Here is a 23983-nt window from a genome sequence, read left to right as displayed (position 1 = left end):
ATGGCGTGGCGTCGTGCGGCGAGGGGGCCGCGAGCCGATGTCACGCCGATGGCGCCTCGATTCTAATTTAGCGGCGTGCGGAGTGCCGCAAAGATCGCGTTGCCTTGCACTGCCGCGGACTGTGCCGTGACGGCGTCGGCACGGGGCCGGGGCGCGCGCGACAGTGAGCGTTCAGCGCGGTACGAGCTCCGGCGCCGTTTCCCAGCGAACGGCGCGAACACCTGGCGTGTCGCCGAGCATCGAGACGAGGCGCACGAGTGCCGCGCGACGGCTGCGTTCGCAGCGCAGTACATATTCGAGCTCGAGCAGGTAGCCGCCCGAACGCTCGGTGCGGCTGGTGTGCCCGGGGGTGAGTCTCTCGCTGCGGAGCTTATGCCGTACTTGGGCGTCGATGGCCTGGGCCTTCGAGGTGAGCGCCAGCACCACGAGGCGGTACTGCGGCGACGCGGCACTCGCGGGGCCGGTGGTCGCGGAAGTCGGCGCGAGCCGGGCGCGTGCGCGATCGAGCAGTGTGGGGATGAGCATTTGCAGCGTCATGGTGTCCTCCTGATTCAAGGGCCTGAGACGGCGACTGCCGGGGCATGGCGAGGCATGGCGCGCCAACGCTGTCGCGGTGCGGCATGACAAGGCGACGCGTGGCGCTATGCGATGCATGAAATCGACGCAAGCGTTGGCAAGCTTCGCGAGCTTGCAGGTCGGGCCGACGATGCGATGTCGGCCCGCTACAGACTCGCCAAGCGTGCCCCTTGCCGGACATGCGGACATATCCGGCAAACGGTGAACTGCGGTCAGGGGTGCGGGAAATACGGGATCGCCGTTGCTGCTGGGGCCGACCTCCCGGTCGGTCCGTCAATGCGATCGGTGCACTACCACTGCGGTGTCGAGCCCGGCAGCGGCAGTCGGAGACGACTGCGGGTTACCGGGCCAACGCCTCGCCGGTCATTGCCGACGCTTGCGTGCTACTAGAGCAACTGCCCACGGAAAACTCCGTCGTGATGAGAAAGACGTGATTTTAGAGGGTTGTCACGCATCTGTAAAGCAAATGAGGGGATTTTGCAGTCATTTGTCGCAATCTCGATGGTATTTCGGCGGATTTTGAATCGATATTGCGATTTTTGATGCGTGATCGAGGGCGCCCGCGCCGCGTGATTGTCCGCTGGGCCCCGGCGCGGACTCAATCCGGCAGCACCTTGCCGGGATTCATGAGCCCATCTGGATCGAACGCCGCTTTCAGCCGGCGCATCAACGCCATTTCGACGGCCGACTTGTAGTGCGCCGATGCGTCGCGCTTGTATTGTCCGAGGCCGTGTTCGGCGCTGATCGTGCCGCGATGCGCATGCACGCTGTCATGGACGGCGGCGCTCACCGAGGCCTGATACTGATCCAGGAAGCGTGCGGGATCGACCCCGGGCGGCGCCATCACGTTGTAATGCAGATTCCCGTCGCCAAGATGGCCGAAGGTGACCATGCGCGCGCCGGGCGCGATGCGCTGCACGATCGGATCGGTCGCGTCGAGAAAGGCCGGAACCTGTGACACGGGCACGGCGATGTCGTGCTTGATGTTGAGCCCGGTGGCCGACTGCGCGAGCGGGATGCTCTCTCGCAAATGCCAGAGCGCATTCGATTGGGCGAGACTGTTCGCGACAATGGCGTCGCGCACGATGCCGTCGTCCGCGGCGGCGTTGAGCAAGCGCTCCAACAGGTCGCGGGCATGGGTTTCGTCCTCGATGTCGGAGAGTTCGAGCAGCACGGCCTGGGGATGCGATTGCGCGAAAGGATAACGCTGCTGAGGGAAGACCTGCGCCACGAGTTGCAGGCAGAAGTCGGACATCAACTCGAAGCCGGTAAGCAACGGTCCGGCCATGCGCTGCGCCAGATTGAGCAAGGCCAGCGCCTGCGCCGGGCTATCGAGCGCGGCGAGCGCTGTCGTACGGGCGGCGGGTTGCGCGAAGAGTTTGAGCGTCGCGGCGGTGATCAGCCCGAGCGTGCCCTCCGCGCCAACGAACAGGTCTCGCAGATCGTAACCGGTGTTGTCCTTGCGCAGCCCGCGCAGGCCGTCCCACAGTTCACCTTGCGGCGTGACGACTTCCAGCCCGAGACACAGCTCGCGCGCGTTGCCGTAACGCAGCACGGCGGTGCCGCCCGCGTTCGTGGCGAGGTTGCCGCCGATCGTGCAACTGCCTTCGGCGGCCAGGCTCAGCGGGAAAAGCCGCTGCACCGCGGCCGCCGCGGCCTGGACGTTGGCGAGCAGGCAACCGGCTTCGGCAGTCAGCGTCATGTTTGCGGCGTCGACCTCGCGAATGCGGTCGAGGCGGCGCAGGCTGATCACGATCTGGCGGCCGCTGTCGTCGGGGGTCGCGCCGCCGACGAGGCCGGTATTGCCCCCTTGCGGCACCATGGGCACGCGATGCATGTGGCACAACCTGACGATGGCGGCAACCTGTTCGGCGTTCGCGGGGCGAACGACCGCCAGTGCGCGTCCGGTGTAGCGTTTGCGTTGATCGGTCAGATAAGCCACGGTGTCCGCGGTGTCGGTCAGCACATGGTCGCGGCCGAGCAGGTCGCGACAGGCCGTGAGCAGGCGAGCGTCGTTCATGACAGGCGGGGCGTTGCGCAAATGTCACGCGAGGGCGCGGAAAGGCGTGTGGTGAACATCGCGTAAGGGCTATCGGGTGACGGCGGCACGTGCCTTTGCCGCGCGCTTGAAGGGGCGCAGGTAAAAGACGGTCGCGAAAAAGAAAATCACGCACAGCGCCGTTTCGATCCACGCGAGCGTGGCGGACGCTCCGGTGTCGGACATGCCGCGCACCACGCCTTCGGCGAGGAAAAGCAGAATGAACATGCTCGACCACTGGAGCGTATACAGGTCGCCTCGCAGCACGCCGCGCAGCGGCAGCAGCAATAGCAGGGCCTTGAGCACCAGCCACGATCCCCCTGGGCGCAGCGGCGCGAGCCACAGCTCCCATGCGACGGACAATGCGATCAATGCCAGCAGGCTCGCGATGCTGATCCGGCGCAGCAATGGCGAGGCGCCCGACGATACGCTCGTCGCTGATGGACTTGTGGTCGGGTCGGGCGGCATGACAGTCATGGATGGGTCTCGTGGGCCGGCGCTGCGGCGCTGATAGCGCGTATTGCGCCGGGGCGGCATGTCGGCCATGCCGGGCTCTTGATCGGACATGCGGCTTCGCGCCTCGCCGCAAGCGTCAGGCGCACGTCCTCATTCTGCCAGCTTGCAGGCGGCGCGTGCGAGTCGCGCACCCAGCGCCGACGCCAGTTGACGTTCGTCCGCGGACAGCGGGTTGCCATCGTGTGCGAAGTGCGTGGCGCCATAGGGGGAGCCGCCGGTGCGGGTGCTCGAGAGCGCCGGTTCGGTGTACGGCAATCCCATGAGCAGCATGCCGTGATGCAGCAGCGGAATCATCATCGAGAGCAAGGTGCTCTCCTGACCTCCATGCAAACTTGCGCTGGAGGTGAATACGCAGGCCGGTTTGCCCGAAAGCGCGCCGGAGAGCCATTGCGGCGTTGTGCCGTCGAGGAAGTACTTCAGCGCGGCGGCCATGTTGCCGAAGCGCGTGGGCGAGCCCAGGGCGAGTCCGGCGCATTCTTCCAGATCGCGCAATTCCACATACGGCGGCCCGCTGTCGGGAATGTCCGGCGCGGCGGCCTCGCAGACGGTCGATACGGCAGGAACGGTGCGCACCCGTGCCTGAGCGCCGGGCACGCTGTCGATGCCGGCGGCGATACACTGCGCAAGTTGTGCCGTGGTGCCGTGGCGGCTGTAGTACAGGACGAGGATTTCGGTCATGAAGTCGATTGGGCCGCGCCGTGGCAGGCCGCGCGCGCGAGCTGGCTGGCGTGCCGGTAAACCGCCCGTAAACCTGGGGCTTGAGTGAAAAGCGAACAAAAAGTGCGGGTATTATAGGGCGTTCCCGGTGCGGTAACGGATCGGGCGCAGCGAGTGATCTCCGGTCCGGTATCCCGACCGGTCTTGCGACCCCTCACCCTCTGTTGTCGCCCTGTGCTCCGGCCGGTTGTGCGTCGCCGTTTTCTTTGAGGAGCCCGATTTGCCCAAGGTACCCCGTGTCAACTGGAACAACGTTCGACAACTGCTGCGATACGCGTTGGCGCGGGCGCAGGACGACCGGATTCCGCAAGTGGCGGGGAGTCTCACGTTTACCTCGATCCTGTCGATCGTGCCGCTGTTTGCCGTGACCTTTGCGCTGTTCACGGCCTTCCCGATCTTCAATTCGTTTCGCGACGCGCTGCAGGGGTTCCTGCTCGAGCACCTGATGCCCGAGAGCGTCAACGCGCAGATTTTCAAATACCTGAACCAGTTCGCCTCGAAGGCGACGGGACTGACGGCGTTCGGTCTGGTCGGTTTGCTGGTGACGGCCGTACTTACGTTGATGACGATCGAGTCGGCGTTCAATGTGATCTGGCGGGTGCCGCGACCACGTCCGCTCGCGCAGCGACTGATCATCTACTGGAGTCTGCTCACGTTGGGGCCGCTGCTGTTCGGCGTGAGTCTGTCGATCAGTTCGTATATCTTCACGCAGTCGATGTCGCTGGTGAGCACCATGCCGCCCGCGGTGGCTTCTCTGCTCAGTCTGATCCCACCGGCACTCACAAGTGTGGCGTTCATGCTGATGTATGTGTACATGCCGAATTGCAAGGTGGAGTGGCGCGACGCGCTCGTGGGCGGCATCGTCGCCGCGATCGCGTTCGATCTGACCAAGCGCGGCTTCGGCATGTACATTCGCCGGTTCCCGACCTACACGGCGGTGTATGGCGCATTTGCCGCGGTGCCGATTTTTCTGCTGTGGGTGTATCTGTCGTGGCTGGTGGCACTGCTCGGCGCCACGATTACATCGGTGCTGCCGGCCTTGCGCCTGGGACATTTTCAGTATCCGCGCTTTCCCGGCAGCGACCTGCTCGACGGCCTGACGCTCATCTACCTGCTCAATCAGGACCGTGAAGCGGGCCGCGGAGGGCTCACGACCCAGCAGCTCGCGCGGGCCATGCGCACCAGTCTCGAGCACGCCAACGACCTGCTCACGCGTCTCGAGCGGATGAGCTGGGTGGGCAGGCTGTCGATGCAACCGCCTGCCGAGCGCTGGCTGCTGCTGGCGAACCCGCGCAAGACCACGCTGGCACCACTGGTCGCGCAACTGGCGCTCAATGTCGACGAATTGGCGCGGCAACTGGAGCGCCATGCGCTCGATGGCGCGCACGTGGCGGCGATGCTTCGCGAGGGCAATTGGGACGTGCCGCTCGCCGACGCGCTTCCTTGCGACATCGGGGCCGATGACGCCACTGGGCAATGTGGCGACGGCCGTGTCGATGCGGCGAACGGCATGCGCGGCGCCAGTAACGCGGGGCGCTAAAGCTTGATTCGCCCGAGGCAGATGTCCCGAAACATGACCCAGTCGCCCATCAGGCTGTAGAGCGGGTGACGAAAGGTGGCGGGGCGGTTCTTCTCGAAGAAGAAGTGCCCGATCCAGGCGAATCCGTAGCCGCACACGATGGCGGCGGGCAGCCACCCCATATTGCCGGTCACGGCGAATGCCACGACAAAGGCGATCACGCCCCACGAACCGGCGAAGTGCAGGCGGCGGCAGACGGGATTGCGATGCTCGCCGAGATAGAACGGATAGAAGTCCGCGAACCGGTGAAACGCCGGTGCGCTGTCGTGCGTATTTCGCATGGCGAACCTCCTCGCTTCATGGTGAGGGCGACGCGTTCAGTGTCGCACGAATTGCCTGAGCGCATCGAGCAGGGCGTCGGGCTGTTCGGTCATGATGGCGTGCCCGGCGTCGACGACGGTGACGCTCACCGCCGCGCCAGCCGCGCGTAGCGCGTCGAGCAGCCCCTGCGCGGCGCGTGGGGGCGTCATCTGGTCGCGTTTGCCCAGCACGGCAAGCACTGGGCACGTTACGCGCGCGGCGGCGTTGGCGCCTTGATCGTAGCGATTGCAAGCCTCGAAGTCGGTGAGGAAGACTTTCGCCGGATTGCGTTGCGCGACGCGTTCCATCAACCGCTGATTGCCGCCCCAGGTCCAGAAGCCGGGCCCCGGCGCCGACGGCTTGGCGGCCAGTGTGCTGTGCGACCAGGCGTTGACGAGCGCGATGGCCTCGGGCTCCCGCTGCGCGGCAGCTTCGAGCAACGCATCGGACACTTTCATCGGATACGCCGTGCCCACCAGGGCGATGCGCGTCACCCGCGCCGGATGTCGGGCGGCGGCGTCGAGCGCAACCAACGATCCCATGCTGTGCCCCACCCAGGTGGCCTCGCGAATGCCGACCGCATCGAGGACGGCCACGACGTGATCGGCCATCTCGCCGATCGTGCGCAAGGGCGCGCCGGTGCTTCGGTGGTGCCCGGGCAGATCCAGCGCGAGCACGTTCATGCCGTGATTGGCGAGATACCGGCTCTGTAGCCCCCAGACGCTGTGATCGTGCTGTGCTCCATGCAGGAACACCACGGTGGGTTGTTCGGGCTGGATCGGTTTGCCTGCCGTGTAGGCGTAGACGTCGTTTCCCGCGATCTCCAAGTTCATCAGGCTTGCCCCCGGGAAGCGGATTTGACGGCCGCCTTCAGGCCACGTTTCAGATCCTGAATCAGGTCGTCGGGGTCTTCAAGGCCGATCGACAGCCGTACCGTGCCCTCACCGATGCCCGCCGCCGCCAACGCCGCGGTGTCCATGCGGAAGTGCGTGGTCGAGGCGGGATGAATCACGAGCGAGCGTGCGTCGCCAACGTTGGCGAGATGCGAGAACAGCTGCAGCGACTCGATGAAACGCCGTCCGGCTTCGCGATCGCCCTTCAGGTCGAAGCTGAACACGGCGCCCGCACCGCGCGGCAACAATTGCTTGGCGAGCGCGTAATCCGGATGCGATGGCAACTCCGGGTAGGCCACGCTCGCCACCGCGTCGTGGCCGGCAAGGAATTCCACGACACGACGGGCATTTTCGACGTGCCGCGCCATTCGCAACGGCAGCGTCTCGACGCCTTGCAGCAGTTGCCAGGCCGCCTGCGGATGCAGGCAGGCGCCGAAATCGCGCAGACCCTCCCGTCGCGCGCGCAGCAGGAACGGAGCGACGGAGTTCTCTTCGGCGAAAACCATGCCGTGAAAGCCGTCGTATGGTTGCGTCAGTTCGGGAAACTTGCCGCTTTTGTCGAAATCGAAGGTGCCGCCGTCGACCAGCACGCCGCCGATCGTGGTGCCGTGACCGCCCAGAAACTTGGTGGCCGAATGGTAGACCAGGTCGGCGCCATGATCGAACGGCCGGATGAGCCATGGTGTGGTGAAGGTGCTGTCGACCAGCAATGGCACGCCGGCGTCGTGAGCGATCTGTGCGACGCGTGGGATATCCAGGACATCGAGGCCCGGATTGCCGAGGGTCTCGCCGAAGAGCAACCGGGTCTGCGGGCGCACGGCGGCGCGCCAGCCATCGATGTCGCCGGGGCGCACGAACGTGGTCTCGATGCCGAAGCGCCGCATCGTGTAGTGCAACAGGTTGTGCGAGCCGCCGTACAGCGCGCTCGATGCCACGATGTGCGATCCCGCACCCATCAGCGTGGCGATGGCCAGGTGCAGCGCCGCTTGCCCGCTGGCCGTCGAAATGGCGCCGACCCCGTTCTCCAGCGCGGCCATGCGCTCCTCGAACACCGCGTTGGTCGGATTCGAGATACGCGAGTAGACATGGCCGGCGCGCTCCATATTGAACAGCGCCGCAGCCTGATCGGCATCGGAGAAGACGAAGGAGGTGGTCTGGTAGATCGGCGTGGCGCGCGCCCCCGTGGCGGGGTCGGGCGCGGCCCCGGCGTGCAGGGCGAGCGTGTCGAAGTGCGGTACGGACATGTCGAAGAGGACCTCGCGGTTGGCTTGACGTTGACCTGACGTTGACGGCTGACGTGGACTTTACGTATACGGCAATCCTAGCATCCCCTTCGTCGGCGGCGGCACGCTTTGCGGCTTGGATCAGGGAAATTGCGGTGTTGTCCGATGCCACGCATGCGGCGATGTCCGATCGATGGCTCGGCATTGGCCGAGAACCCGCGTCGCACGGTCATGTGCGCGCCAATTGCCTTTCCTTTTCAGACGCTTTCCGATAGCATCCATTGAACAGGTTCCAACCATTATTTATACGGAGACAGCGGCGTTCGCGCCGGCGCTCCGTCTCGCAAGCCGAAGTCTGGGCGAAGTCCGGCAATACGTCGCGCGGCAGCGTTCCGCCACGATTGCCCGAGCAACACAATGAGGAGTGTGTGCCATGCGTGTGTCTGACATCCTGAAAGTAAAGGGCAACACCCTGTTCACCGTGACCCCGGAGACACCGCTTGCCGACGCCGTCGACACGATGGCAGAGCACGACATCGGTTCGCTGGTCGTCATGGAGTATGGCGATCTTGTGGGCATGCTCACGTTCCGGGAAATCATCAACACGATCAGCAAGAACGGCGGCACCGTCGGTGGCTCCACGATCCGCAAGGTCATGGACGATCATCCGCTCACGTGCACGCCGGAAACGGATGTGAACGAGGTCCGTCGCATGATGCTCGAGCGCCATGCCCGTTACCTGCCGGTGATGGACAACCGCACGCTCATGGGTGTGATTTCCTTCTACGACGTGGCTCGGGCGGTCGTCGAGGAGCAGTCGTTCGAGAATCGCATGCTCAAGGCGTACATTCGCGACTGGCCTGCCGAGGAAGCGGAAAGCGCCAAGTGAGCGAGGCCAGCCAGCGCGGGGCACGCGGCGAGGGCCACCAATCACGACTGCTGAAACAACGGCGTTTCGCGCCGTTTTTCTGGACGCAGTTCCTGGGTGCAATGAACGACAACGTGTTCAAGATCGCGTTCACGTCGCTCGTCACCTATCACGCATCGCTGTTTCAGGACGTCGACGGCAAGACCGCGGCGTTTCTGATCTCGGCGATCTTCATCGCACCGTTTCTGCTGTTCTCCGCCACGAGTGGTCAGATCGCCGACAAGTGGGACAAGGCGCGCCTGATTCGCTTCGTCAAAACGCTCGAGATTGGCATCATGGTCGTGGGCGCCGCCGGATTTCTCTGGACAAGTGCACCGCTGCTGTACGTTTGCACGTTCCTGATGGGCCTGCATTCCACGCTCTTCGGGCCGGTGAAGTACGCGTATCTTCCGCAGCATCTCGCCAATCATGAGCTGGTCGGCGGCAACGGACTGGTGGAGATGGGCACGTTCGTCGCCATTCTGATTGGCACGATCGTGGGCGGCGAGCTGGCCGGCGCGGGGGCGGGGTCGTTGCCGTGGATCGGCGGCGTGTGCCTGACGCTGGCGGTGCTCGGGCGTCTGGTGTCGACCTGGGTGCCGCAAACGCCGGCGGCGCAACCGGATCTGCGCATCAATTGGAACCCGCTCACGGAAACGTGGCGCAACCTGCGCATTGCGCGCACGGATCGGGCCGTTTTTCAAAGCCTGCTCGGCATCTCCTGGCTCTGGTTCCTCGGTGCCACGTTTCTCGCCTCGTTCTTCAATTTCGCGCATGACGTGCTCGGCGCCGATCCGAGCGTCGTGACACTGTTGCTCGCGATGTTCTCCGTGGGCATCGGCGTGGGGTCGCTCCTGTGCGAACGACTCTCGGGCGGGAAAGTGGAGATCGGGCTGGTGCCTTTCGGCTCGATCGGCATGACGCTGTTCGCCGTCGATCTTTACTTCGCGAGCCGGGGCGGCACGCCGGGCGGTGCGCTCCAGTCCGTGGGCCAGTTTGTTGCACAACCGGCGCACTGGCGCATTCTTGCCGATCTGTTCCTGCTCGCGATGTTCGGCGGGTTCTACAGCGTGCCGCTGTACGCATTGATCCAGAGTCGAAGCGCACCCTCGCATCGTGCACGCATCATTGCCGCCAACAATATTCTCAACGCGTTGTTCATGGTCGTGTCCGCGCTCATGGCGATGACGCTGACCAAGGCGGGCTTCACCGTCGATCAGTTGTATCTCGTCACGGGCATCCTCAACGCGCTGGTCGCGGTCTATCTCTATACGCTGCTTCCCGAGTTCCTCATCCGTTTCGTCATGTGGCTGTTGTTGCACACGGTCTACCGCATCGAGGTCAGAGGGGCGGACAAGATTCCGCACGAAGGCCCGTGCGTGCTGGTGTGCAATCACGTGAGCTTCGCCGATGCGGTGGTCATCGGCGCCTCCATTCGGCGGCCGGTCCGTTTCGTGATGGATCACCGGATCTTCCGAATTCCGGTGTTGTCGTGGTTCTTCCGCACGGTAAAGGCGATTCCCATCGCGCCCGCACACGAAGACGCCGAGGGGTTGGACCGCGCCTACACGCAGATCGCCGCGGCGCTGGAAGCGGGAGAGGTGGTTTGCCTCTTCCCCGAAGGCAAGCTGACCGCTTCGGGTGACCTGCAGGTGTTCCGGCAAGGCGTGCGGCGCATCATCGAGCGCACGCCGGTGCCCGTGGTGCCCATGGCGCTGCGCGGGCTTTGGGGCAGTTTCTTCTCGCGGCACGGCGGGGCGGCCATGACCCGTCCGTTCAAACGCGGCGTGCTCAATCGCCTGGAGCTGGTCATTGGCGAGCCGGTCGAACCGGCCCAGGCGTCTCCCGAGGTGCTGCGCGACAAGGTCCTCGAGCTTCGCGGCCCCTGGCCGGTCTGACGGGCACGGCGCGGCGCATTCCGAATGCGCCGCCCCGACCATCGGACGGTTCTCAAAATGCCGCCCTTTGCCCGATTGGCATCACGTTATGCCGCATGGGGCGGGGCGATGCGGCGGGATCGCTGGCATAATAGGGCTTTCCCGTCCCACCCGACCTGATCCCGTATGTCTGGCAATACGCTTGGAACCCTGTTTACCGTCACCACTTTCGGCGAATCGCATGGCCCGGCCATCGGCTGTGTGATCGATGGCTGCCCGCCGGGAATGGCGCTTGCGGAAGCCGACATTCAGCACGAACTCGATCGCCGCCGTCCCGGCACGTCGCGTCATGTCACGCAGCGCAATGAGCCGGATGCCGTCGAGATTCTCTCGGGCGTGTTCGAAGGGGTGACAACGGGCACACCGATCGCGCTGCTGATCCGCAATACCGATCAGCGTAGCAAGGACTACGGCAATATCGTCCAGACGTTCCGTCCGGGGCATGCCGACTACACTTACCTGCAGAAGTACGGCGTACGCGACTATCGCGGCGGCGGGCGTTCCTCGGCGCGCCTCACCGCGCCGGTGGTCGCGGCGGGCGCGGTGGCCAAGAAGTGGCTCGCCGAACGGTTTGGCGTGCAGGTGCGTGGCTGCATGACGCAACTGGGCGACATCGAGATTCCGCAGACCGACTGGTCGCAGGTGCCGCAGAACTCGTTTTTTGCCGCCGACGTGAATGTCGTCCCGCGGCTCGAAGCGTACATGGACGACCTGCGCAAGGCGGGCGACTCGGTCGGCGCGCGACTTCGCGTGGTGGCAACGGGCGTGCCGGTTGGCCTGGGCGAGCCGTTGTTCGACCGTCTCGACGCTGACATTGCTCACGCGATGATGGGCTTGAATGCGGTCAAGGGCGTCGAGATCGGCGCGGGCTTTCGCAGCGTGACCCAGAAGGGCTCCGAACATGGCGACGAACTGACGCCGCAGGGGTTCGTCGGCAACAACGCGGGCGGGATTCTCGGCGGTATCTCGACGGGGCAGGACATCGACGTTTCCATCGCGATCAAGCCGACCTCGAGCATTCGCACGCCGCGTCGCTCGATCGATATGGACGGACAGCCGTCGACGGTCGAGACATTCGGTCGCCACGATCCCTGTGTGGGGATTCGCGCGACGCCGATCGCCGAAGCGCTGCTGGCACTCGTGCTGATCGATCACGCGCTTCGTCACCGGGCGCAGTGCGGCGATGTGCACGTGAATACCCCGGTCATCGCGGCACGAGCGCCGGGGTGATTGTCGCGTGACGTGGCAGCGGGTCGTGCCGACGGGACAGTTCGAGCGTTAGCTCGAGCGCGACCTTCAGAGCAAAACGCCAGACCGATCGTCTGGCGTTTTTTTCATGCGAGCGCGCTCATTCTCGACATTGCGTGATCGGGCGCTCGTCCCCGGCCGTGTAAAGGGTGCCCTCGGGGCCCTTGCTCCACCACACCAGCGTGCGGCCCACGTGCTTTTCTCCGCTCGCGGCACGCGCTGGCTTGAGCACCTCGCGTTTGCCCATCCAGTACAACGTGACATCGCCACCGAGATGGTGATCGTCGTAGACGACCAACGCGACGTGCTGGTTGTCGCACAGGTAGGACACCGACTTCGCCTGGACCGCACCGCAGCTCAGCGCGAGTGCGCCTGCCAATGCCGTGCCCGAGCGCCATACGGAAGTTCTCGACATCATGCCTCCTCGCCATTGGCGTGGGTTCAAAATCCGTGAGACTGCCGTGCGGGCGCATCGGTTGCAGGCTCGATGGCGGGCGCGACGCCAAGCGCGAACCTGTCGCCCCGACACGAGCGCGGCACCCGCCACGAACGCGATCCGGCAAACAAAAACCGCCGGGCGAACCGGCGGCAACACGCGCTTTACATGTTCGGGTAGTTCGGTCCGCCCCCCCCCTCCGGCGTTACCCACACGATGTTCTGTGTCGGGTCCTTGATATCGCACGTCTTGCAATGCACGCAGTTCTGCGCATTGATCTGCAGACGCTCGGAATCGTCATCGTTCTTCACGAACTCGTACACGCCGGCCGGGCAATAGCGTTGCTCCGGCCCCGCGAACTCGGCCAGGTTGATGCCGACCGGCACGCTCGGATCCTTGAGCGTCAAATGGGCCGGCTGGTTTTCTTCATGGTTGGTGTTCGAGATGAAGACCGAAGACAGGCGATCGAACGTGAGCTTGCCATCCGGCTTCGGGTAGACGATCGGTTGGCATTGCGCCGCCGGCAGGAGGCATTCGTGATCGGCCTTCTTGCGGTGGATGGTCCAGGGCATCTTGCCGCCCAACAGCTTCTGCTCGATGCCGGTCATGAGCGTGGCGACCGTGAGGCCCTTCTTGAACCACTGCTTGAAGTTGCGCGCCTTGTTCAGCTCTTCGTGCAGCCAGGATTGCTCGAACGCCACCGGGTAGGCAGCGAGTTCGTCGCGCTGACGCGACGCGGCCAGCGCGTCGAAGGCGGCGTCGGCCGCCAGCATCCCGCTCTTGATCGCGGCGTGGCTGCCCTTGATGCGGCTCACATTGAGGAACCCGGCCTCGCAACCGACCAACGCGCCGCCCTTGAAGACGAGTTTCGGCAGCGCCAGCAGACCGCCCGCCGTAATCGCGCGCGCGCCATAGGAAATGCGTTTGCCGCCTTCCAGGAAATGGCGAATCGACGGGTGCGTCTTGTAGCGCTGGAATTCCTCGAACGGCGACAGGTACGGGTTGCTGTAGTCGAGGCCGACGATGAAGCCGACCGCAACCTGATGGTTCGGCAGGTGATAAAGGAACGAGCCGCCGTACGTTTGTGCGTTGAGCGGCCAGCCGGCCGTGTGAATGACCAGGCCTTCCTTGTGCTTGGACGGATCGATCTCCCACAACTCCTTGATGCCCAGGCCGTAGGCTTGTGGATCGCGCCCTTCGTCGAGATTGAACTTGCGCATCAACTGGCGGCCGAGACTGCCGCGCGCGCCTTCGGAGAAGATCGTGTACTTGGCGTGCAATTCCATGCCGAGCTGGAAGTTTTCCGTCGGCTCGCCGTCCTTGCCCACACCCATGTTGCCGGTCGCGACGCCCATGACGGCACCGTTCTCGTCGTACAGGATTTCCGCGGCGGGGAAACCCGGGAAGATCTCGACGCCGAGCGCCTCGGCCTGCTGGCCGAGCCAGCGGACAACGTTGCCCAGGCTGATGACATAGTTGCCGTGATTCTGGAAGCATGCCGGCAGCAGCCACGACGGCGTGGAGGTCGCCCCCGTCTCATTGAGAAACAGGAAGCGGTCTTCGACGACGGGGGTGTCGAGCGGCGCACCAAGTTCCTTCCAGTTGGGGATCAGCTCGGTCAGGGCGCGGGGGTCCATGACGGCGCCGGAGAGAATGTGGGCGCCGATCTCCGAGCCCTTCTCCAGCACGCAAACGGAGATCTCCTTGCCTGCTTCCTGGGCACGTTGCTTCAAACGGATAGCCGTGGACAGGCCGGCCGGACCGCCGCCGACAACGACGACGTCATATTCCATCGACTCCCTCGGGCCGTACTGCTCAAGCAGCTTCGGATCCATTGATGCTCCTGTTATAAACGTTAGAATTCGTGGGTGCGGCCATTTTCCGGGAATGGGGAACACCTCGCAACCGCATATTAATAGCACGATCGTTCGGTATGGTAGGTAGGAAGCTCTAGCGGCGTGCCTCGCGGCAGCGCCGTCATTCAATGGCGATCCGGGTCCGAGGGGGAAGACGATGGGGCGTTCGCTGAATCTGGAAGGCAAGGTGGCGATGGTCACCGGCGCGTCGAGCGGGCTCGGCATGCAGTTCGCCAAGGTCCTCGCGCAGGCCGGCGCCAAGGTGGTGCTGGCCAGTCGCCGCGTGGAGCGGCTCAAGGAACTGCGTGCGGAAATCGAGGCGCAAGGCGGCGCGGCGCACGTGGTGCCGTTGGACGTGACCGACTACGACAGCATTCGGGCGGGCGTGGCGCATGCCGAGACCGAAGCAGGCGCGATCGACATTCTCATCAACAACTCCGGGGTATCGACGCAGCAGCGGCTGGTCGACGTCACGCCGCAGGAGTACGACTACGTGCTCGATACGAATACGCGCGGCGCGTTCTTCGTCGCGCAGGAAGTCGCCAAACGCATGATCCGGCGTGCCAAGGGCGATGCGCAGCGCCAGCATCGGATCATCAATGTGGCGTCGGTTGCGGGGCAGCGCGCGATTTCCATGCTCGGCGTGTATTGCGTGAGCAAAGCGGCGGTCATTCACATGACACGCGCGATGGCGCTCGAGTGGGGGCGTTTCAACATCAATGTGAACGCCCTGTGTCCGGGCTATATCGATACCGAGATCAACCACGAGCACTGGCAGACGGAAGCCGGTCGCAAGCTGGTGCAGATGTTGCCGCGCCAGCGCGTCGGTCAGCCCAGCGATCTCGACGGATTGATCCTGCTGCTTGCCTCGGACGACGCCCGATTCATCAACGGCTCGATCATGACGATCGACGACGGACTGGCGGTCGGCTGAGCGCCGCGGCGGCGCGGTCCGCAGGCGTTTGCCGATTGCGCAGGCTCGCTGCATTGCGGCAATCGGGGATTGTCCGAGGCAGCCAGCCAGATGGCCTCGAGCGCATAATTTCACGACGCTCACGGGATCGCAAAGGGCGTCGTGTTGACGTCGGATCCCGAATCATCTCGAGGACACCATGCGTAATCAAGGCTGGCGGGGGCTCGTTGGAGTCGCGCTTGCCCTCGCCGCAATCGCGTTGCCGGTCGGCGCGCAACCCTACAAGTCGGAATACTCGCTTTCCATCGTGCCCGATGCCGGCACGCCCTGGGCCAAAGGCACGCAGCTCTGGGTCGACATGGTGCGCGAGCGCACGCGCGGACGCATCAACATACGGCTGCACCCGGGCGCGGCGCTCGTGGGCGGGGATCAGACGCGCGAGTTCACGGCGCTGCGCCAGGGCGTGATCGACATGGCCGTCGGGTCGACGATCAACTGGTCGTCGGCCATCCCGGAATTCAATGTTTTCTCGCTGCCGTTCCTGCTGCGCAGCTACCGGTCGCTCGACGCCCTCACGCAAGGCGAGGTGGGGCGCGAACTGTTCCGTCGCGTGGAAGAGCAAGGCGTCGTGCCGCTGGCCTGGGGGGAAAACGGCTTCCGGCAACTGAGCAATTCGCGCCGCGCCATTCGCACCCCGGAGGACATGCGCGGATTGCGGTTTCGCGTGGTCGGTTCCCTGTTGTTCAACGACATCTTCACGTCGCTGGGGGCGGTGCCTACGCAACTGACCTGGAACGAAGCGGTGCGCGCGCTCAAGTCGCGCAGCATCGACGGCCAGGAGAACCCCATCACGGTCTACAACAACGTACGGCTCGACACGCTTGGGCAGCGCTACGTGACGATCTGGGATTACGTGGCGGACCCGATCCTCTTCGTGGTGAATCGGCAGGTCTGGGACAGCTGGTCGCCGCAGGACCGCGACATCGTGCGCGATGCGGCGCTCGAGGCGGCGCGTTTCGAGATCGCGCTCGCCCGCGAAGACCTGCTCGGCAATGGGCGCGGCACATGGGACGACCTGGACGCCCGTGGCGTGAAGGTGACCCGGCTCACGCCGGAGCAGCGCCAGCGCTTCGTCGATGCCACGCGCGCTGTCTACGCGAAATGGAAGTCACTCGTGGGGCGAGATCTGGTCGAGAAGGCCGAAGCCGCAGTCAAGGACGACGGCGTGGCCATCGGCGCGCGCAAGTAAGTTCGGTGTCCCGACTCGGACTTGTCTCAGGCCGGGGCACCACCAGTCCGAAAACGCGGCCTTGCGAGGCCTGAGGCGGCCGTCTGGCGCGCGCCGCCCCATCCGAAGCGCTACACTTCATTCCCATGGCGCGCTGTCGACTCACGGCGGGGCGTCGATTTTCAACATGGGGAATTTGTGGTGTCGTCAGAATACAAGGAAGTCTTTCGCATGAGCATGCCCATTCGCTGGGGCGATATGGACGCGTTCGGCCATGTGAACAATACGGTCTACTTCCGTTACATGGAGCAAGTGCGGATTTCGTGGCTCGAGTCGCTGAGCATCGCCTCGGAAGAGAGCTCGACGGGCGAGGGGCCGGTGATCATCAACGCAAACATGACCTTCCTGCGCCAACTGCGTTATCCCGGCGATATCGATTGCCGCATGTTCATCGGCACGCCGGGGCGCAGCAGCGTCGATACGCGTTTCGAGCTGCGGCGCGCCGACACGCCGGACGTGCTTGTGGCGCAGGGCGGGGCGAAGATCGTCTGGGTGAACTACAAGGAAGAGAAGTCGGTGCCGCTGCCCGACGAGGTCCGTGCGCTGATTGGCTGACAAGGTTGGGCGGGGCGTCGCCTCGCCCCGTCGCTATCCATCAATTGCCGAGCAGGCGCTGCACGAGCTCGGTGGCGGTGCCCGCGCCGTACTTCTGCATGAGCCGCGCGCGATAGATGTCCACCGTGCGCGGACTGATGTCGAGAATCTTGCCGATTTGCTTGCTGGTCTTTCCCTGGACGAGCTGCGCGGCGATTTCCCGTTCGCGGGCGGTGAGGGCGACGGCGACGCGGCGCGTTGCGGAAATGTCCTCGAACGTCCAGAGGCCGGCGGCATGGGGATCGTTGACGTCGAGCGAGCGTCCGGTGACGTGGCACCAGAACAGTTCGCCGCTCGCGCGGCGCATGATGCGCTCGTCGGAATACACGCCCTGAGCGGTCATGATCGGCGGAATGCGCTCGCCGATGCGCTCGAACTCTTTTGGCGACGGGTACAGGACCTGGAACGACTGGCCGATGAGCGCTTCGGGTTCGTAGCCGAAGATCTTGCCGAGCTGGCGATTGCAGTCTTCGATGATGCGCTGGCGCGATATGACCAGCCCGACAGGCGCAATGTGAAAGGCAGTCTGGTAATCGAACGTCGGCATGGGGGTAATACGGATCCGGTCGGGTCGTGCGCTGCGGCGCGCCGCGCGGGAAGATATGTAATTTGACGTATTGTGCCCCATTTGCGCGCCACAGTAAGCTCTATGATTGCATGAGGGGTGCCGCCATGAGGTTTCTCGAGGCGGCGCAAGCCTCGCAACGTGCGCGAGCGCGGCATAATTTCAATTCTCAACCGAGGGAAAGGGACAAACGATGAACAAGGTATACGCCAGCGCCAAGGAGGCGCTCGCCGGTGTCGTCGCAGACGGGCAAACGCTCGCCGTCGGTGGCTTCGGCCTGTGTGGCATTCCGGAGGCCCTGATCGCTGCGCTGCGCGACTCGGGCGTCAAAGGGCTCACCTGCATCAGCAACAACGCCGGCGTGGACGGCTTCGGTCTGGGTCTGCTGCTCGAGACGCGCCAGATCAAGAAGATGATTTCCTCGTACGTCGGAGAGAACAAGGAGTTCGAGCGCCAGTACCTCGCGGGCGAGCTCGAACTCGAATTCACGCCGCAGGGCACGCTCGCCGAAAAGCTGCGTGCCGGTGGCGCCGGGATCCCGGCGTTCTTCACCAAGACCGGTGTGGGCACCGTGGTTGCCGAAGGCAAGGAAACGCGCGAGTTCGATGGCGAGACGTACGTCATGGAGCGCTCGCTGCGCGCCGATGTGGCGCTGGTCAAGGCCGCCAAGGCCGATCGTGCCGGCAATCTGGTGTTCAACCGCACGGCCCGCAACTTCAATCCGGTGGCCGCCATGGCCGGCAAGATCACCATCGTCGAAGTCGAGGAATTGGTGGAGACCGGTTCGATCGATCCGGACGATGTGCACCTGCCCGGCATCTTCGTTCAGCGCATTGTGCTGAACGCGCATCCGGAAAAACGCATCGAACAGCGCACGGTACGTGCCAAGTAAGCGCCGAGATCAAGGAGATAACCATGGCATGGAATCGTGATGAAATGGCCGCGCGCGCGGCGCGCGAGCTCGAAGACGGCTTCTACGTGAACCTCGGCATCGGTCTGCCCACGCTCGTGGCAAATCATGTGCCCGAAGGCATGGAAGTTTGGTTGCAATCGGAGAACGGCCTGCTCGGTATCGGCCCGTTCCCGACGGAAGACGAAGTCGATGCCGACATGATCAACGCGGGCAAGCAGACCGTGACGACGCTGCCGGGCTCGTCGATTTTCTCGTCGGCCGATTCGTTCGCGATGATCCGCGGCGGTCACATCAATCTGGCGATCCTCGGGGCGATGCAGGTCAGCGAAAAGGGTGACCTCGCGAACTGGATGATCCCGGGCAAGATGATCAAGGGCATGGGCGGTGCGATGGACCTCGTGGCGGGGGTCGGTCGTGTGGTCGTGCTCATGGAGCACGTTGCCAAGGGCGACGCCCACAAGATCCTCAAGAACTGCGACCTGCCGCTCACCGGCGTGGGCGTGGTCAACCGCATCATTACCGATCTCGGTGTGATCGACGTGACGCCGGACGGCCTGAAGGTGGTGGAACTGGCGCCGGGCGTGACGAAGGAGGAAATTTCGCAGAAGACGGGGGCACCGCTCGACACGAGCGCTGTCTGACACTTCGGCGACGTGCCGGTCGCACTGTGCCATGCCTGGCATGCGGCGGTCGGCACACAGCCTTGCTGAGGATCGTCGGGCCGTTGAACCCGGCGATCGGTGGAAGGCGAAACGGGCGGGGGGATCCCCGCCCGTTTTGTTTTGATGCACGTACCCTGCGTGGTGCGCGACGCGCCCGAGGTCCGGCCAGCGTTACTGGGCGGCCCAGCCGCCGTCCATGTTCCAGGCGGCGCCACGTACCTGTGCGCCTGCGTCGCTGCACAGAAAGACCGCAAGCCCGCCGAGTTGCTCGGGCGTCACGAACTCACCGGACGGTTGCTTCTCGCCCAGCAGCGACCGCTTGGCCTCGTCGCCGGAGAGGTGATCGCGCGCGGCGCGGTCGTCGACTTGCTTCTGCACGAGGGGCGTGAGCACGAAGCCCGGGCAGATCGCATTGGCAGTCACGCCTGATTGCGCATTCTCGAGCGCGGTGACCTTCGTCAGTCCGACGATGCCATGCTTGGCGGCAACATACGCCGACTTGCCGACCGAGCCCACCAGACCATGTACCGACGCGATATTGATGATGCGGCCCCAGTTGCGCCTGCGCATGCCCGGCAGCGCCAGTCGCGTGGTATGGAATGCGGACGTGAGGTTGATCGCGATGATCGCGTCCCATTTGTCCGTCGGAAAATCCTGAATCTCGGCAACGTGCTGAATCCCTGCATTGTTCACCAGGATATCGACACCGCCGAAGGTTGTTTCAGCGTACTGCATCATCGCCTCGATCTCGCTTGCGCGGCTCATGTCGGCGCCGTGGTAACCGATCGGAGCGACGGGGTGACCGGCGCGGGCCGCCGCGTCGGCAATGGTCTTGCGTGCCGCATCGGCGTCGCCGAAGCCGTTCGTGATCAGGGTCGCACCCTGCGCGGCGAGCGCCTGTGCGAGCCCCAGGCCGATGCCGCTGGTGGAGCCGGTCACGAGGGCGATTTTTCCTTTGAGCATGGCGTCGTCTCCGATCGATAGATGGGGATGGGGCAGAGACAGTCTCGATGCGGCGTGCCTGTCGTCGATCGATGCGGCTCTTGAGTGACCTCATTCTAGCTTACGGTTCGAGGCAAGCGCGGTAGAATTCGGATCTGGAAATCGATCCGACGAGTCTGCCATGCCGAGCCAAGTGCCGCGTTTGTCGAGCGTTCAATGCCTGAGTCCGTCCGGATTGCATCGCATGGCGTATACGGAGTGGGGGGACCCCGAGAATCCCCGCGTCCTGGTCTGCGTGCATGGCCTGACGCGTTGCGGGCGCGATTTCGATGCGCTGGCAAAAGCCTTCGCCGATGACTACCGCGTGGTATGTCCGGATGTGGTCGGGCGTGGTCTCTCGTCATGGCTCACCAACCCCGCCGGTTACGTGGTGCCACAGTATGTTGCCGACATGGTCACGCTGATCGCGCGGTTGGATGTCGCGTCGGTCGACTGGTTCGGCACATCGATGGGCGGGTTGATCGGGATGGGGTTGGCGGGGTTGCCGGATACGCCGATTCGCAACATGCTGCTCAATGACGTCGGGCCGCATATCGATGCGCCGGCGCTCGAGCGCATCGGCAAGTATGTCGGCAATCCGAAGCGTTTCGCGTCGGTCGAGGAGGGTGCCGAGTACCTGTGGTCGATCTCGTGCGCGTTCGGTGCGCACACCCCTGAGGAGTGGCGGGCGTTGTGCGAACCGCTGCTCAAGGCGGAGGGCGACGGCTACGTGCTTCGCTACGATCCGTCGATCGGCGCCGCCTTCTCGGCGATACCGGCCGAGGCGATCGCCGCGGGCGAAGCCATGCTCTGGGCGTCGCTCGCGGCGTTTCCCGGACGCACGCTGATCGTGCGCGGCGAGACATCGGACCTGCTCTCTCGCGCAACGCTCGAACAAATGTTGGCGCACGCGCAGCACGCGCGCGCCGTGGAAATCGCCGGTGTCGGTCATGCGCCCACGTTCGTGCATGCGGACCAGATCGAGATCGCACGCCGGTTTTTTGAGGGATACGCCGATTGATGCCCGCCAGAGCGGTGGGGCGGCGGCGGATCCGAAGTCAGAAGAACACGAGGAGTCTTACATCATGGCAGTACAACGTTTCTACGTCGAAAAGCGCTGGTCGGACATGGCCGTGCACAACGGCACGGTTTATCTGGCCGGGCAAACGCCTGACGATCGTTCGCAGGACATGGCCGGGCAGACGCGTCAGGTGCTCGCGCATATCGATCGCCTGCTCGCCGAGGCCAACAGCGACAAGTCGCTGATCCTCTCCTGTCAGATCTTCATCTCCGACATGAAGTACTTCGGTGAAATGAATCAGGTGTGGGACGAGTGGGTGCCGGCAGGCAATGCGCCCCCGCGTGCCACGGTGCAGGCGTTGCTCGCCGACCCTGCCATGCTCGTTGAAATCGTGGTCGTGGCGGCTCAGCGCGAGAGCTGAGCGCGCGACCCGCATCATCGGGGCGCTTGCCGCCCCGCGTTCCGACATGAACCAACATCAAGCACCGGCACCCACCGGACCGAATGCCCCGGCGTCGACGGACGCCGTCAATCCGGCCGCGGCCTCGGGTGCGGGTGATGCACATCTGCCCGCTACGCTCGACGACGCCCTCGCGTTTGCCGAGACGCTCTGCGGCGAGCAATTGCTCTCGTCCGGCGAGCCGATCATGGCGCACGCGCGTGGCATGCTCGCGATTCTCGACACGTTGCGTGTGGACGAGGCGACGCATCAGGCGGCCGCCTTGTTCAGTGCCGTCGAGTTCTTGCCAGATCCGCAAGCCACGCTGACCCAGAAGTTCGGCGCCGAGGTGGCGGCGCTCGTCATCGACGTGCGCAAGCTCCAGCGGCTCTCCGGCGCCGGCGCGCGTGCCGCGCAGGCCATGCCCAACGACGGGCGCGATCGCGATGCCTCGGCCGAGCGCAAGTCGCAGGTCGAAGGGCTGCGCAAGATGCTGCTCGCGTTCGCGCAGGACATCCGCGTGGTGATGATCCGTCTCGCGTCGCGCCTGCAGTCGTTGCGCTGGTATGCCGCGCAGAAGATCGCACCGCCCGAGGACATGCCCCACGAGGTGCTCGAGATCTACGCGCCGCTGGCGAACCGTCTGGGTATCTGGCAACTCAAGTGGGAGCTGGAGGATCTCGCATTCCGGTTTCTCGAACCCGTCACCTACAAGCAGATCGCCAAGCTCCTCGAGGAGAAGCGCGTCGAGCGCCAGACGTTCATCGAGGGCGCCATCCAGCGGCTTCAGGATGAACTTGCGCGCGCCGGTGTCAGAGCGGAGGTGTCTGGCCGCCCGAAGCATATCTACAGTATCTGGAAGAAGATGCGCGGCAAGGCCGTCGACTTCGCGGAGCTGTATGACGTGCGGGCGTTCCGCGTGATCGTCGACGACATCAAGGATTGCTACACGGTGTTGGGCATCGTCCACAACCTTTGGCAACCAATTCCGAAAGAGTTCGACGACTACATTTCGCGTCCGAAGCCCAACGGATACAAATCGCTGCACACGGTGGTGATTGGCGACGACGGGCGCGCGTTCGAGGTGCAGATACGAACGCACGAAATGCATCACTTTGCCGAATACGGCATCGCGGCGCACTGGCGGTACAAGGAAGCCGGCCAGCGCGGCTATGGTGGCGCGTTTTCGGCCGGCGATGCTTATGACGAGAAGATCGCGTGGCTGCGTCAGTTGCTCGCGTGGAAGGACGATGTGTCCGACACGGTTGGCGCAGAGGGCGCCGCGCAGCCATGGGAGCAACTCAAACGCGCAACGATCGATGATCACATTTACGTGCTCACGCCTCAGGCCCGCGTGATTTCGTTGCCGCAGGGCGCCACCCCGGTCGACTTTGCGTACCATCTGCATTCGGAGTTGGGGCATCGCTGCCGCGGCGCAAGGGTCGATGGGGCGATGGTGCCGCTCAATACGCCGCTGCAGAACGGGCAGACGGTCGAGATCGTGACGGTCAAGCAGGGCGGGCCGTCGCGCGATTGGCTTAACCCGCAGTTGGGGTATTTGCAGAGCCATCGGGCGCGCCAGAAGGTGCGGCAGTGGTTCAATGCGATCGACCTCGAAGAGACGATTGCGCATGGGCGTACGCTCATTGACAAGACGTTGCAGCGCGAAGGCAAGACGTCGGTCAATCTGGAGGAGCTGGCTGGGCGCCTGGGGTTCCGGACGCCGGATGATCTCTATGCCTCGGTGGCGAAGGACGAGTTCAGTCTGCGCCATGTCGAGCAGGCGCTGTCGGGCAATCTGCCTGGGCCGGAACCGCGTGACGAAGACACGCTCGTCGCGAAAAAGAGTCTCGATACCAGCGTGACGCAGGGGGCCAAGAGCGGTGTGCTGGTCGTGGGGGTGGGCGCATTGCTGACCCAGTTGGCCAAGTGCTGCCGCCCGGCACCGCCCGATCCTATCGTCGGATTCGTCACGCGCGGCAAGGGGGTGTCGATTCATCGTCAGGACTGTGCCAGCTTTCAGGCCATGAAGGCGCGTGCGCCGGAGCGGGTGATTCAGACCGCCTGGTCGGCGGACGTGCTGGAAGGTCGCGGTGTGGCGGCCTACCCGGTCGACATTCAGATCGAGGCGACGGACCGGCAGGGCCTGTTGCGCGATATCTCGGAAGTGTTCTCCCGGGAAAAGCTCAATGTGACGGGTGTCAGCACGCAGTCGCGAGGGTCGCAGGCGTTCATGCAATTCACCGTCGAGGTTCGCGACGGCGGGCAGTTGCAACGGGCGCTGGCACAACTCACGGGCGTCGCCGGCGTGGTGTCGTCCAGGCGTCGGTGAGGAGGGGATGCCGCGCCAAAGCCTTGATTGGCGCGGTTTCTCGTCGGCA

Annotated in this window: 23 protein-coding genes; 12 read left to right on the top strand and 11 right to left on the bottom strand. The window is 64.5% G+C overall.

Going from position 1 to position 23983, the window contains the following annotated elements:
• Positions 1-171 precede the first annotated feature (171 nt).
• From W930_RS0108205 to wrbA, 4 genes are all read right to left on the bottom strand, one after another.
• A complete protein-coding gene (locus W930_RS0108205; RefSeq protein ID WP_023595486.1) occupies positions 172-537 on the bottom strand; it encodes a hypothetical protein in 366 nt (121 codons plus the stop codon).
• A gap of 637 nt (positions 538-1174) precedes the next feature.
• Positions 1175-2596 carry an FAD-binding oxidoreductase gene (locus tag W930_RS0108200; RefSeq protein ID WP_023871625.1) on the bottom strand — a complete coding sequence of 474 codons (1422 nt, stop codon included), beginning with the start codon at positions 2594-2596 and terminating at the stop codon, positions 1175-1177.
• Between the two features lie 69 nt (positions 2597-2665).
• Entirely contained in the window at positions 2666-3082 is a 417-nt protein-coding gene (locus tag W930_RS0108195) for a DUF2069 domain-containing protein (RefSeq protein ID WP_029753874.1), read from the bottom strand.
• A gap of 138 nt (positions 3083-3220) precedes the next feature.
• Entirely contained in the window at positions 3221-3808 is a 588-nt protein-coding gene (wrbA, locus tag W930_RS0108190; protein WP_023595489.1) for an NAD(P)H:quinone oxidoreductase, read from the bottom strand.
• A gap of 259 nt (positions 3809-4067) precedes the next feature.
• On the opposite strand from wrbA, the gene W930_RS26635 reads away from it, so the two are divergent.
• Positions 4068-5387: a YihY family inner membrane protein gene (locus W930_RS26635; protein WP_023595490.1), complete on the top strand. Its 1320-nt coding sequence runs from the start codon at positions 4068-4070 to the stop codon at positions 5385-5387.
• On the opposite strand, the gene W930_RS0108180 is transcribed toward W930_RS26635, so the two are convergent.
• The 3 genes from W930_RS0108180 to W930_RS0108170 are packed head-to-tail and all read right to left on the bottom strand — an operon-like array spanning position 5384 to position 7863.
• A complete protein-coding gene (locus tag W930_RS0108180) occupies positions 5384-5707 on the bottom strand; it encodes a DUF962 domain-containing protein (RefSeq protein ID WP_023595491.1) in 324 nt (107 codons plus the stop codon). The genes W930_RS26635 and W930_RS0108180 overlap by 4 nt on opposite strands.
• A 36-nt stretch (positions 5708-5743) precedes the next feature.
• Entirely contained in the window at positions 5744-6559 is an 816-nt protein-coding gene (locus tag W930_RS0108175; RefSeq protein WP_024788511.1) for an alpha/beta fold hydrolase, read from the bottom strand.
• Positions 6559-7863 carry an O-acetylhomoserine aminocarboxypropyltransferase gene (locus tag W930_RS0108170; RefSeq protein WP_023595493.1) on the bottom strand — a complete coding sequence of 435 codons (1305 nt, stop codon included), beginning with the start codon at positions 7861-7863 and terminating at the stop codon, positions 6559-6561. Before W930_RS0108170 ends, W930_RS0108175 begins: the two co-directional genes overlap by 1 nt.
• A 412-nt stretch (positions 7864-8275) precedes the next feature.
• Between W930_RS0108170 and W930_RS0108165 the strand changes: the two genes are divergently transcribed.
• The 3 genes from W930_RS0108165 to aroC all read left to right on the top strand — a co-directional run bounded on the left by W930_RS0108165 (position 8276) and on the right by aroC (position 11916).
• Positions 8276-8731, top strand: coding sequence for a CBS domain-containing protein (locus W930_RS0108165; protein WP_023595494.1), 456 nt, complete (start codon positions 8276-8278; stop codon positions 8729-8731).
• The gene (locus W930_RS0108160) at positions 8728-10647 is read left to right on the top strand and encodes an MFS transporter (RefSeq protein ID WP_024788510.1); all 1920 of its coding nucleotides are present in this window, start codon (positions 8728-8730) and stop codon (positions 10645-10647) included. The genes W930_RS0108165 and W930_RS0108160 overlap by 4 nt, the downstream gene beginning before the upstream one ends.
• A 165-nt stretch (positions 10648-10812) precedes the next feature.
• The gene (gene aroC, locus W930_RS0108155) at positions 10813-11916 is read left to right on the top strand and encodes a chorismate synthase (RefSeq protein ID WP_023871622.1); all 1104 of its coding nucleotides are present in this window, start codon (positions 10813-10815) and stop codon (positions 11914-11916) included.
• 118 nt (positions 11917-12034) lie between these two features.
• Here aroC and W930_RS26630 read toward each other — a convergent pair whose 3' ends face one another.
• Positions 12035-12349, bottom strand: coding sequence for an MliC family protein (locus tag W930_RS26630; protein ID WP_158516340.1), 315 nt, complete (start codon positions 12347-12349; stop codon positions 12035-12037).
• A gap of 185 nt (positions 12350-12534) precedes the next feature.
• Positions 12535-14205, bottom strand: coding sequence for an electron transfer flavoprotein-ubiquinone oxidoreductase (locus W930_RS0108145; RefSeq protein WP_023595498.1), 1671 nt, complete (start codon positions 14203-14205; stop codon positions 12535-12537).
• Between the two features lie 178 nt (positions 14206-14383).
• Between W930_RS0108145 and W930_RS0108140 the strand changes: the two genes are divergently transcribed.
• The 3 genes from W930_RS0108140 to W930_RS0108130 all read left to right on the top strand — a co-directional run bounded on the left by W930_RS0108140 (position 14384) and on the right by W930_RS0108130 (position 16982).
• Positions 14384-15160, top strand: coding sequence for an SDR family oxidoreductase (locus W930_RS0108140; protein WP_023595499.1), 777 nt, complete (start codon positions 14384-14386; stop codon positions 15158-15160).
• Positions 15161-15338: 178 nt separating this feature from the next.
• The gene (locus W930_RS0108135; RefSeq protein ID WP_023595500.1) at positions 15339-16388 is read left to right on the top strand and encodes a DctP family TRAP transporter solute-binding subunit; all 1050 of its coding nucleotides are present in this window, start codon (positions 15339-15341) and stop codon (positions 16386-16388) included.
• A gap of 180 nt (positions 16389-16568) precedes the next feature.
• Positions 16569-16982 carry a thioesterase family protein gene (locus W930_RS0108130; protein ID WP_158443195.1) on the top strand — a complete coding sequence of 138 codons (414 nt, stop codon included), beginning with the start codon at positions 16569-16571 and terminating at the stop codon, positions 16980-16982.
• A 40-nt stretch (positions 16983-17022) separates the two neighbouring features.
• Here W930_RS0108130 and W930_RS0108125 read toward each other — a convergent pair whose 3' ends face one another.
• On the bottom strand, positions 17023-17568 hold the full coding sequence (locus W930_RS0108125; RefSeq protein ID WP_023595502.1) for a PAS and helix-turn-helix domain-containing protein: 546 nt from the start codon (positions 17566-17568) through the stop codon (positions 17023-17025).
• A 211-nt stretch (positions 17569-17779) separates the two neighbouring features.
• Between W930_RS0108125 and W930_RS0108120 the strand changes: the two genes are divergently transcribed.
• Positions 17780-18478, top strand: coding sequence for a CoA transferase subunit A (locus W930_RS0108120; protein ID WP_023595503.1), 699 nt, complete (start codon positions 17780-17782; stop codon positions 18476-18478).
• A gap of 23 nt (positions 18479-18501) precedes the next feature.
• Entirely contained in the window at positions 18502-19140 is a 639-nt protein-coding gene (locus tag W930_RS0108115; RefSeq protein ID WP_023595504.1) for a CoA transferase subunit B, read from the top strand.
• A 192-nt stretch (positions 19141-19332) separates the two neighbouring features.
• Here the strand turns inward: W930_RS0108115 and W930_RS0108110 are convergent, their stop codons facing one another.
• The gene (locus W930_RS0108110) at positions 19333-20124 is read right to left on the bottom strand and encodes a 3-hydroxybutyrate dehydrogenase (protein ID WP_023871620.1); all 792 of its coding nucleotides are present in this window, start codon (positions 20122-20124) and stop codon (positions 19333-19335) included.
• Between the two features lie 160 nt (positions 20125-20284).
• On the opposite strand from W930_RS0108110, the gene W930_RS0108105 reads away from it, so the two are divergent.
• The 3 genes from W930_RS0108105 (at position 20285) to W930_RS0108095 (ending at position 23934) form a co-directional block, all read left to right on the top strand.
• Entirely contained in the window at positions 20285-21163 is an 879-nt protein-coding gene (locus tag W930_RS0108105) for an alpha/beta fold hydrolase (protein ID WP_023595506.1), read from the top strand.
• Positions 21164-21227: 64 nt separating this feature from the next.
• Positions 21228-21584: a RidA family protein gene (locus W930_RS0108100; RefSeq protein ID WP_023595507.1), complete on the top strand. Its 357-nt coding sequence runs from the start codon at positions 21228-21230 to the stop codon at positions 21582-21584.
• A 46-nt stretch (positions 21585-21630) separates the two neighbouring features.
• Positions 21631-23934 carry a bifunctional (p)ppGpp synthetase/guanosine-3',5'-bis(diphosphate) 3'-pyrophosphohydrolase gene (locus tag W930_RS0108095; RefSeq protein ID WP_023595508.1) on the top strand — a complete coding sequence of 768 codons (2304 nt, stop codon included), beginning with the start codon at positions 21631-21633 and terminating at the stop codon, positions 23932-23934.
• Positions 23935-23983 lie beyond the last annotated feature (49 nt).

Source organism: Pandoraea sp. E26 (genome assembly GCF_000681415.1).
In the GTDB taxonomy this organism is placed as follows: Bacteria; Pseudomonadota; Gammaproteobacteria; order Burkholderiales; family Burkholderiaceae; genus Pandoraea; species Pandoraea pnomenusa.
Note: the sequence above shows the minus strand (reverse complement) of the source record. Positions and strands in the feature narration are given on the sequence as shown.

Coding starts and splice junctions, on each gene's coding strand:
- W930_RS0108105 (WP_023595506.1), top strand. CDS start 20,285: ATGCCGAGCCAAGTGCCGCGTTTGTCGAGCGTTCAATGCCTGAGTCCG.
- W930_RS0108110 (WP_023871620.1), bottom strand. CDS start 20,124: ATGCTCAAAGGAAAAATCGCCCTCGTGACCGGCTCCACCAGCGGCATC.
- W930_RS26630 (WP_158516340.1), bottom strand. CDS start 12,349: ATGTCGAGAACTTCCGTATGGCGCTCGGGCACGGCATTGGCAGGCGCA.
- W930_RS0108125 (WP_023595502.1), bottom strand. CDS start 17,568: ATGCCGACGTTCGATTACCAGACTGCCTTTCACATTGCGCCTGTCGGG.
- W930_RS0108175 (WP_024788511.1), bottom strand. CDS start 6,559: ATGAACTTGGAGATCGCGGGAAACGACGTCTACGCCTACACGGCAGGC.
- W930_RS0108140 (WP_023595499.1), top strand. CDS start 14,384: ATGGGGCGTTCGCTGAATCTGGAAGGCAAGGTGGCGATGGTCACCGGC.
- W930_RS0108120 (WP_023595503.1), top strand. CDS start 17,780: ATGAACAAGGTATACGCCAGCGCCAAGGAGGCGCTCGCCGGTGTCGTC.
- W930_RS0108135 (WP_023595500.1), top strand. CDS start 15,339: ATGCGTAATCAAGGCTGGCGGGGGCTCGTTGGAGTCGCGCTTGCCCTC.
- W930_RS0108145 (WP_023595498.1), bottom strand. CDS start 14,205: ATGGATCCGAAGCTGCTTGAGCAGTACGGCCCGAGGGAGTCGATGGAA.
- aroC (WP_023871622.1), top strand. CDS start 10,813: ATGTCTGGCAATACGCTTGGAACCCTGTTTACCGTCACCACTTTCGGC.
- W930_RS0108205 (WP_023595486.1), bottom strand. CDS start 537: ATGACGCTGCAAATGCTCATCCCCACACTGCTCGATCGCGCACGCGCC.
- W930_RS0108170 (WP_023595493.1), bottom strand. CDS start 7,863: ATGTCCGTACCGCACTTCGACACGCTCGCCCTGCACGCCGGGGCCGCG.
- W930_RS0108180 (WP_023595491.1), bottom strand. CDS start 5,707: ATGCGAAATACGCACGACAGCGCACCGGCGTTTCACCGGTTCGCGGAC.
- W930_RS0108195 (WP_029753874.1), bottom strand. CDS start 3,082: ATGCCGCCCGACCCGACCACAAGTCCATCAGCGACGAGCGTATCGTCG.
- W930_RS0108165 (WP_023595494.1), top strand. CDS start 8,276: ATGCGTGTGTCTGACATCCTGAAAGTAAAGGGCAACACCCTGTTCACC.
- W930_RS0108100 (WP_023595507.1), top strand. CDS start 21,228: ATGGCAGTACAACGTTTCTACGTCGAAAAGCGCTGGTCGGACATGGCC.
- W930_RS0108115 (WP_023595504.1), top strand. CDS start 18,502: ATGGCATGGAATCGTGATGAAATGGCCGCGCGCGCGGCGCGCGAGCTC.
- wrbA (WP_023595489.1), bottom strand. CDS start 3,808: ATGACCGAAATCCTCGTCCTGTACTACAGCCGCCACGGCACCACGGCA.
- W930_RS0108200 (WP_023871625.1), bottom strand. CDS start 2,596: ATGAACGACGCTCGCCTGCTCACGGCCTGTCGCGACCTGCTCGGCCGC.
- W930_RS0108095 (WP_023595508.1), top strand. CDS start 21,631: ATGAACCAACATCAAGCACCGGCACCCACCGGACCGAATGCCCCGGCG.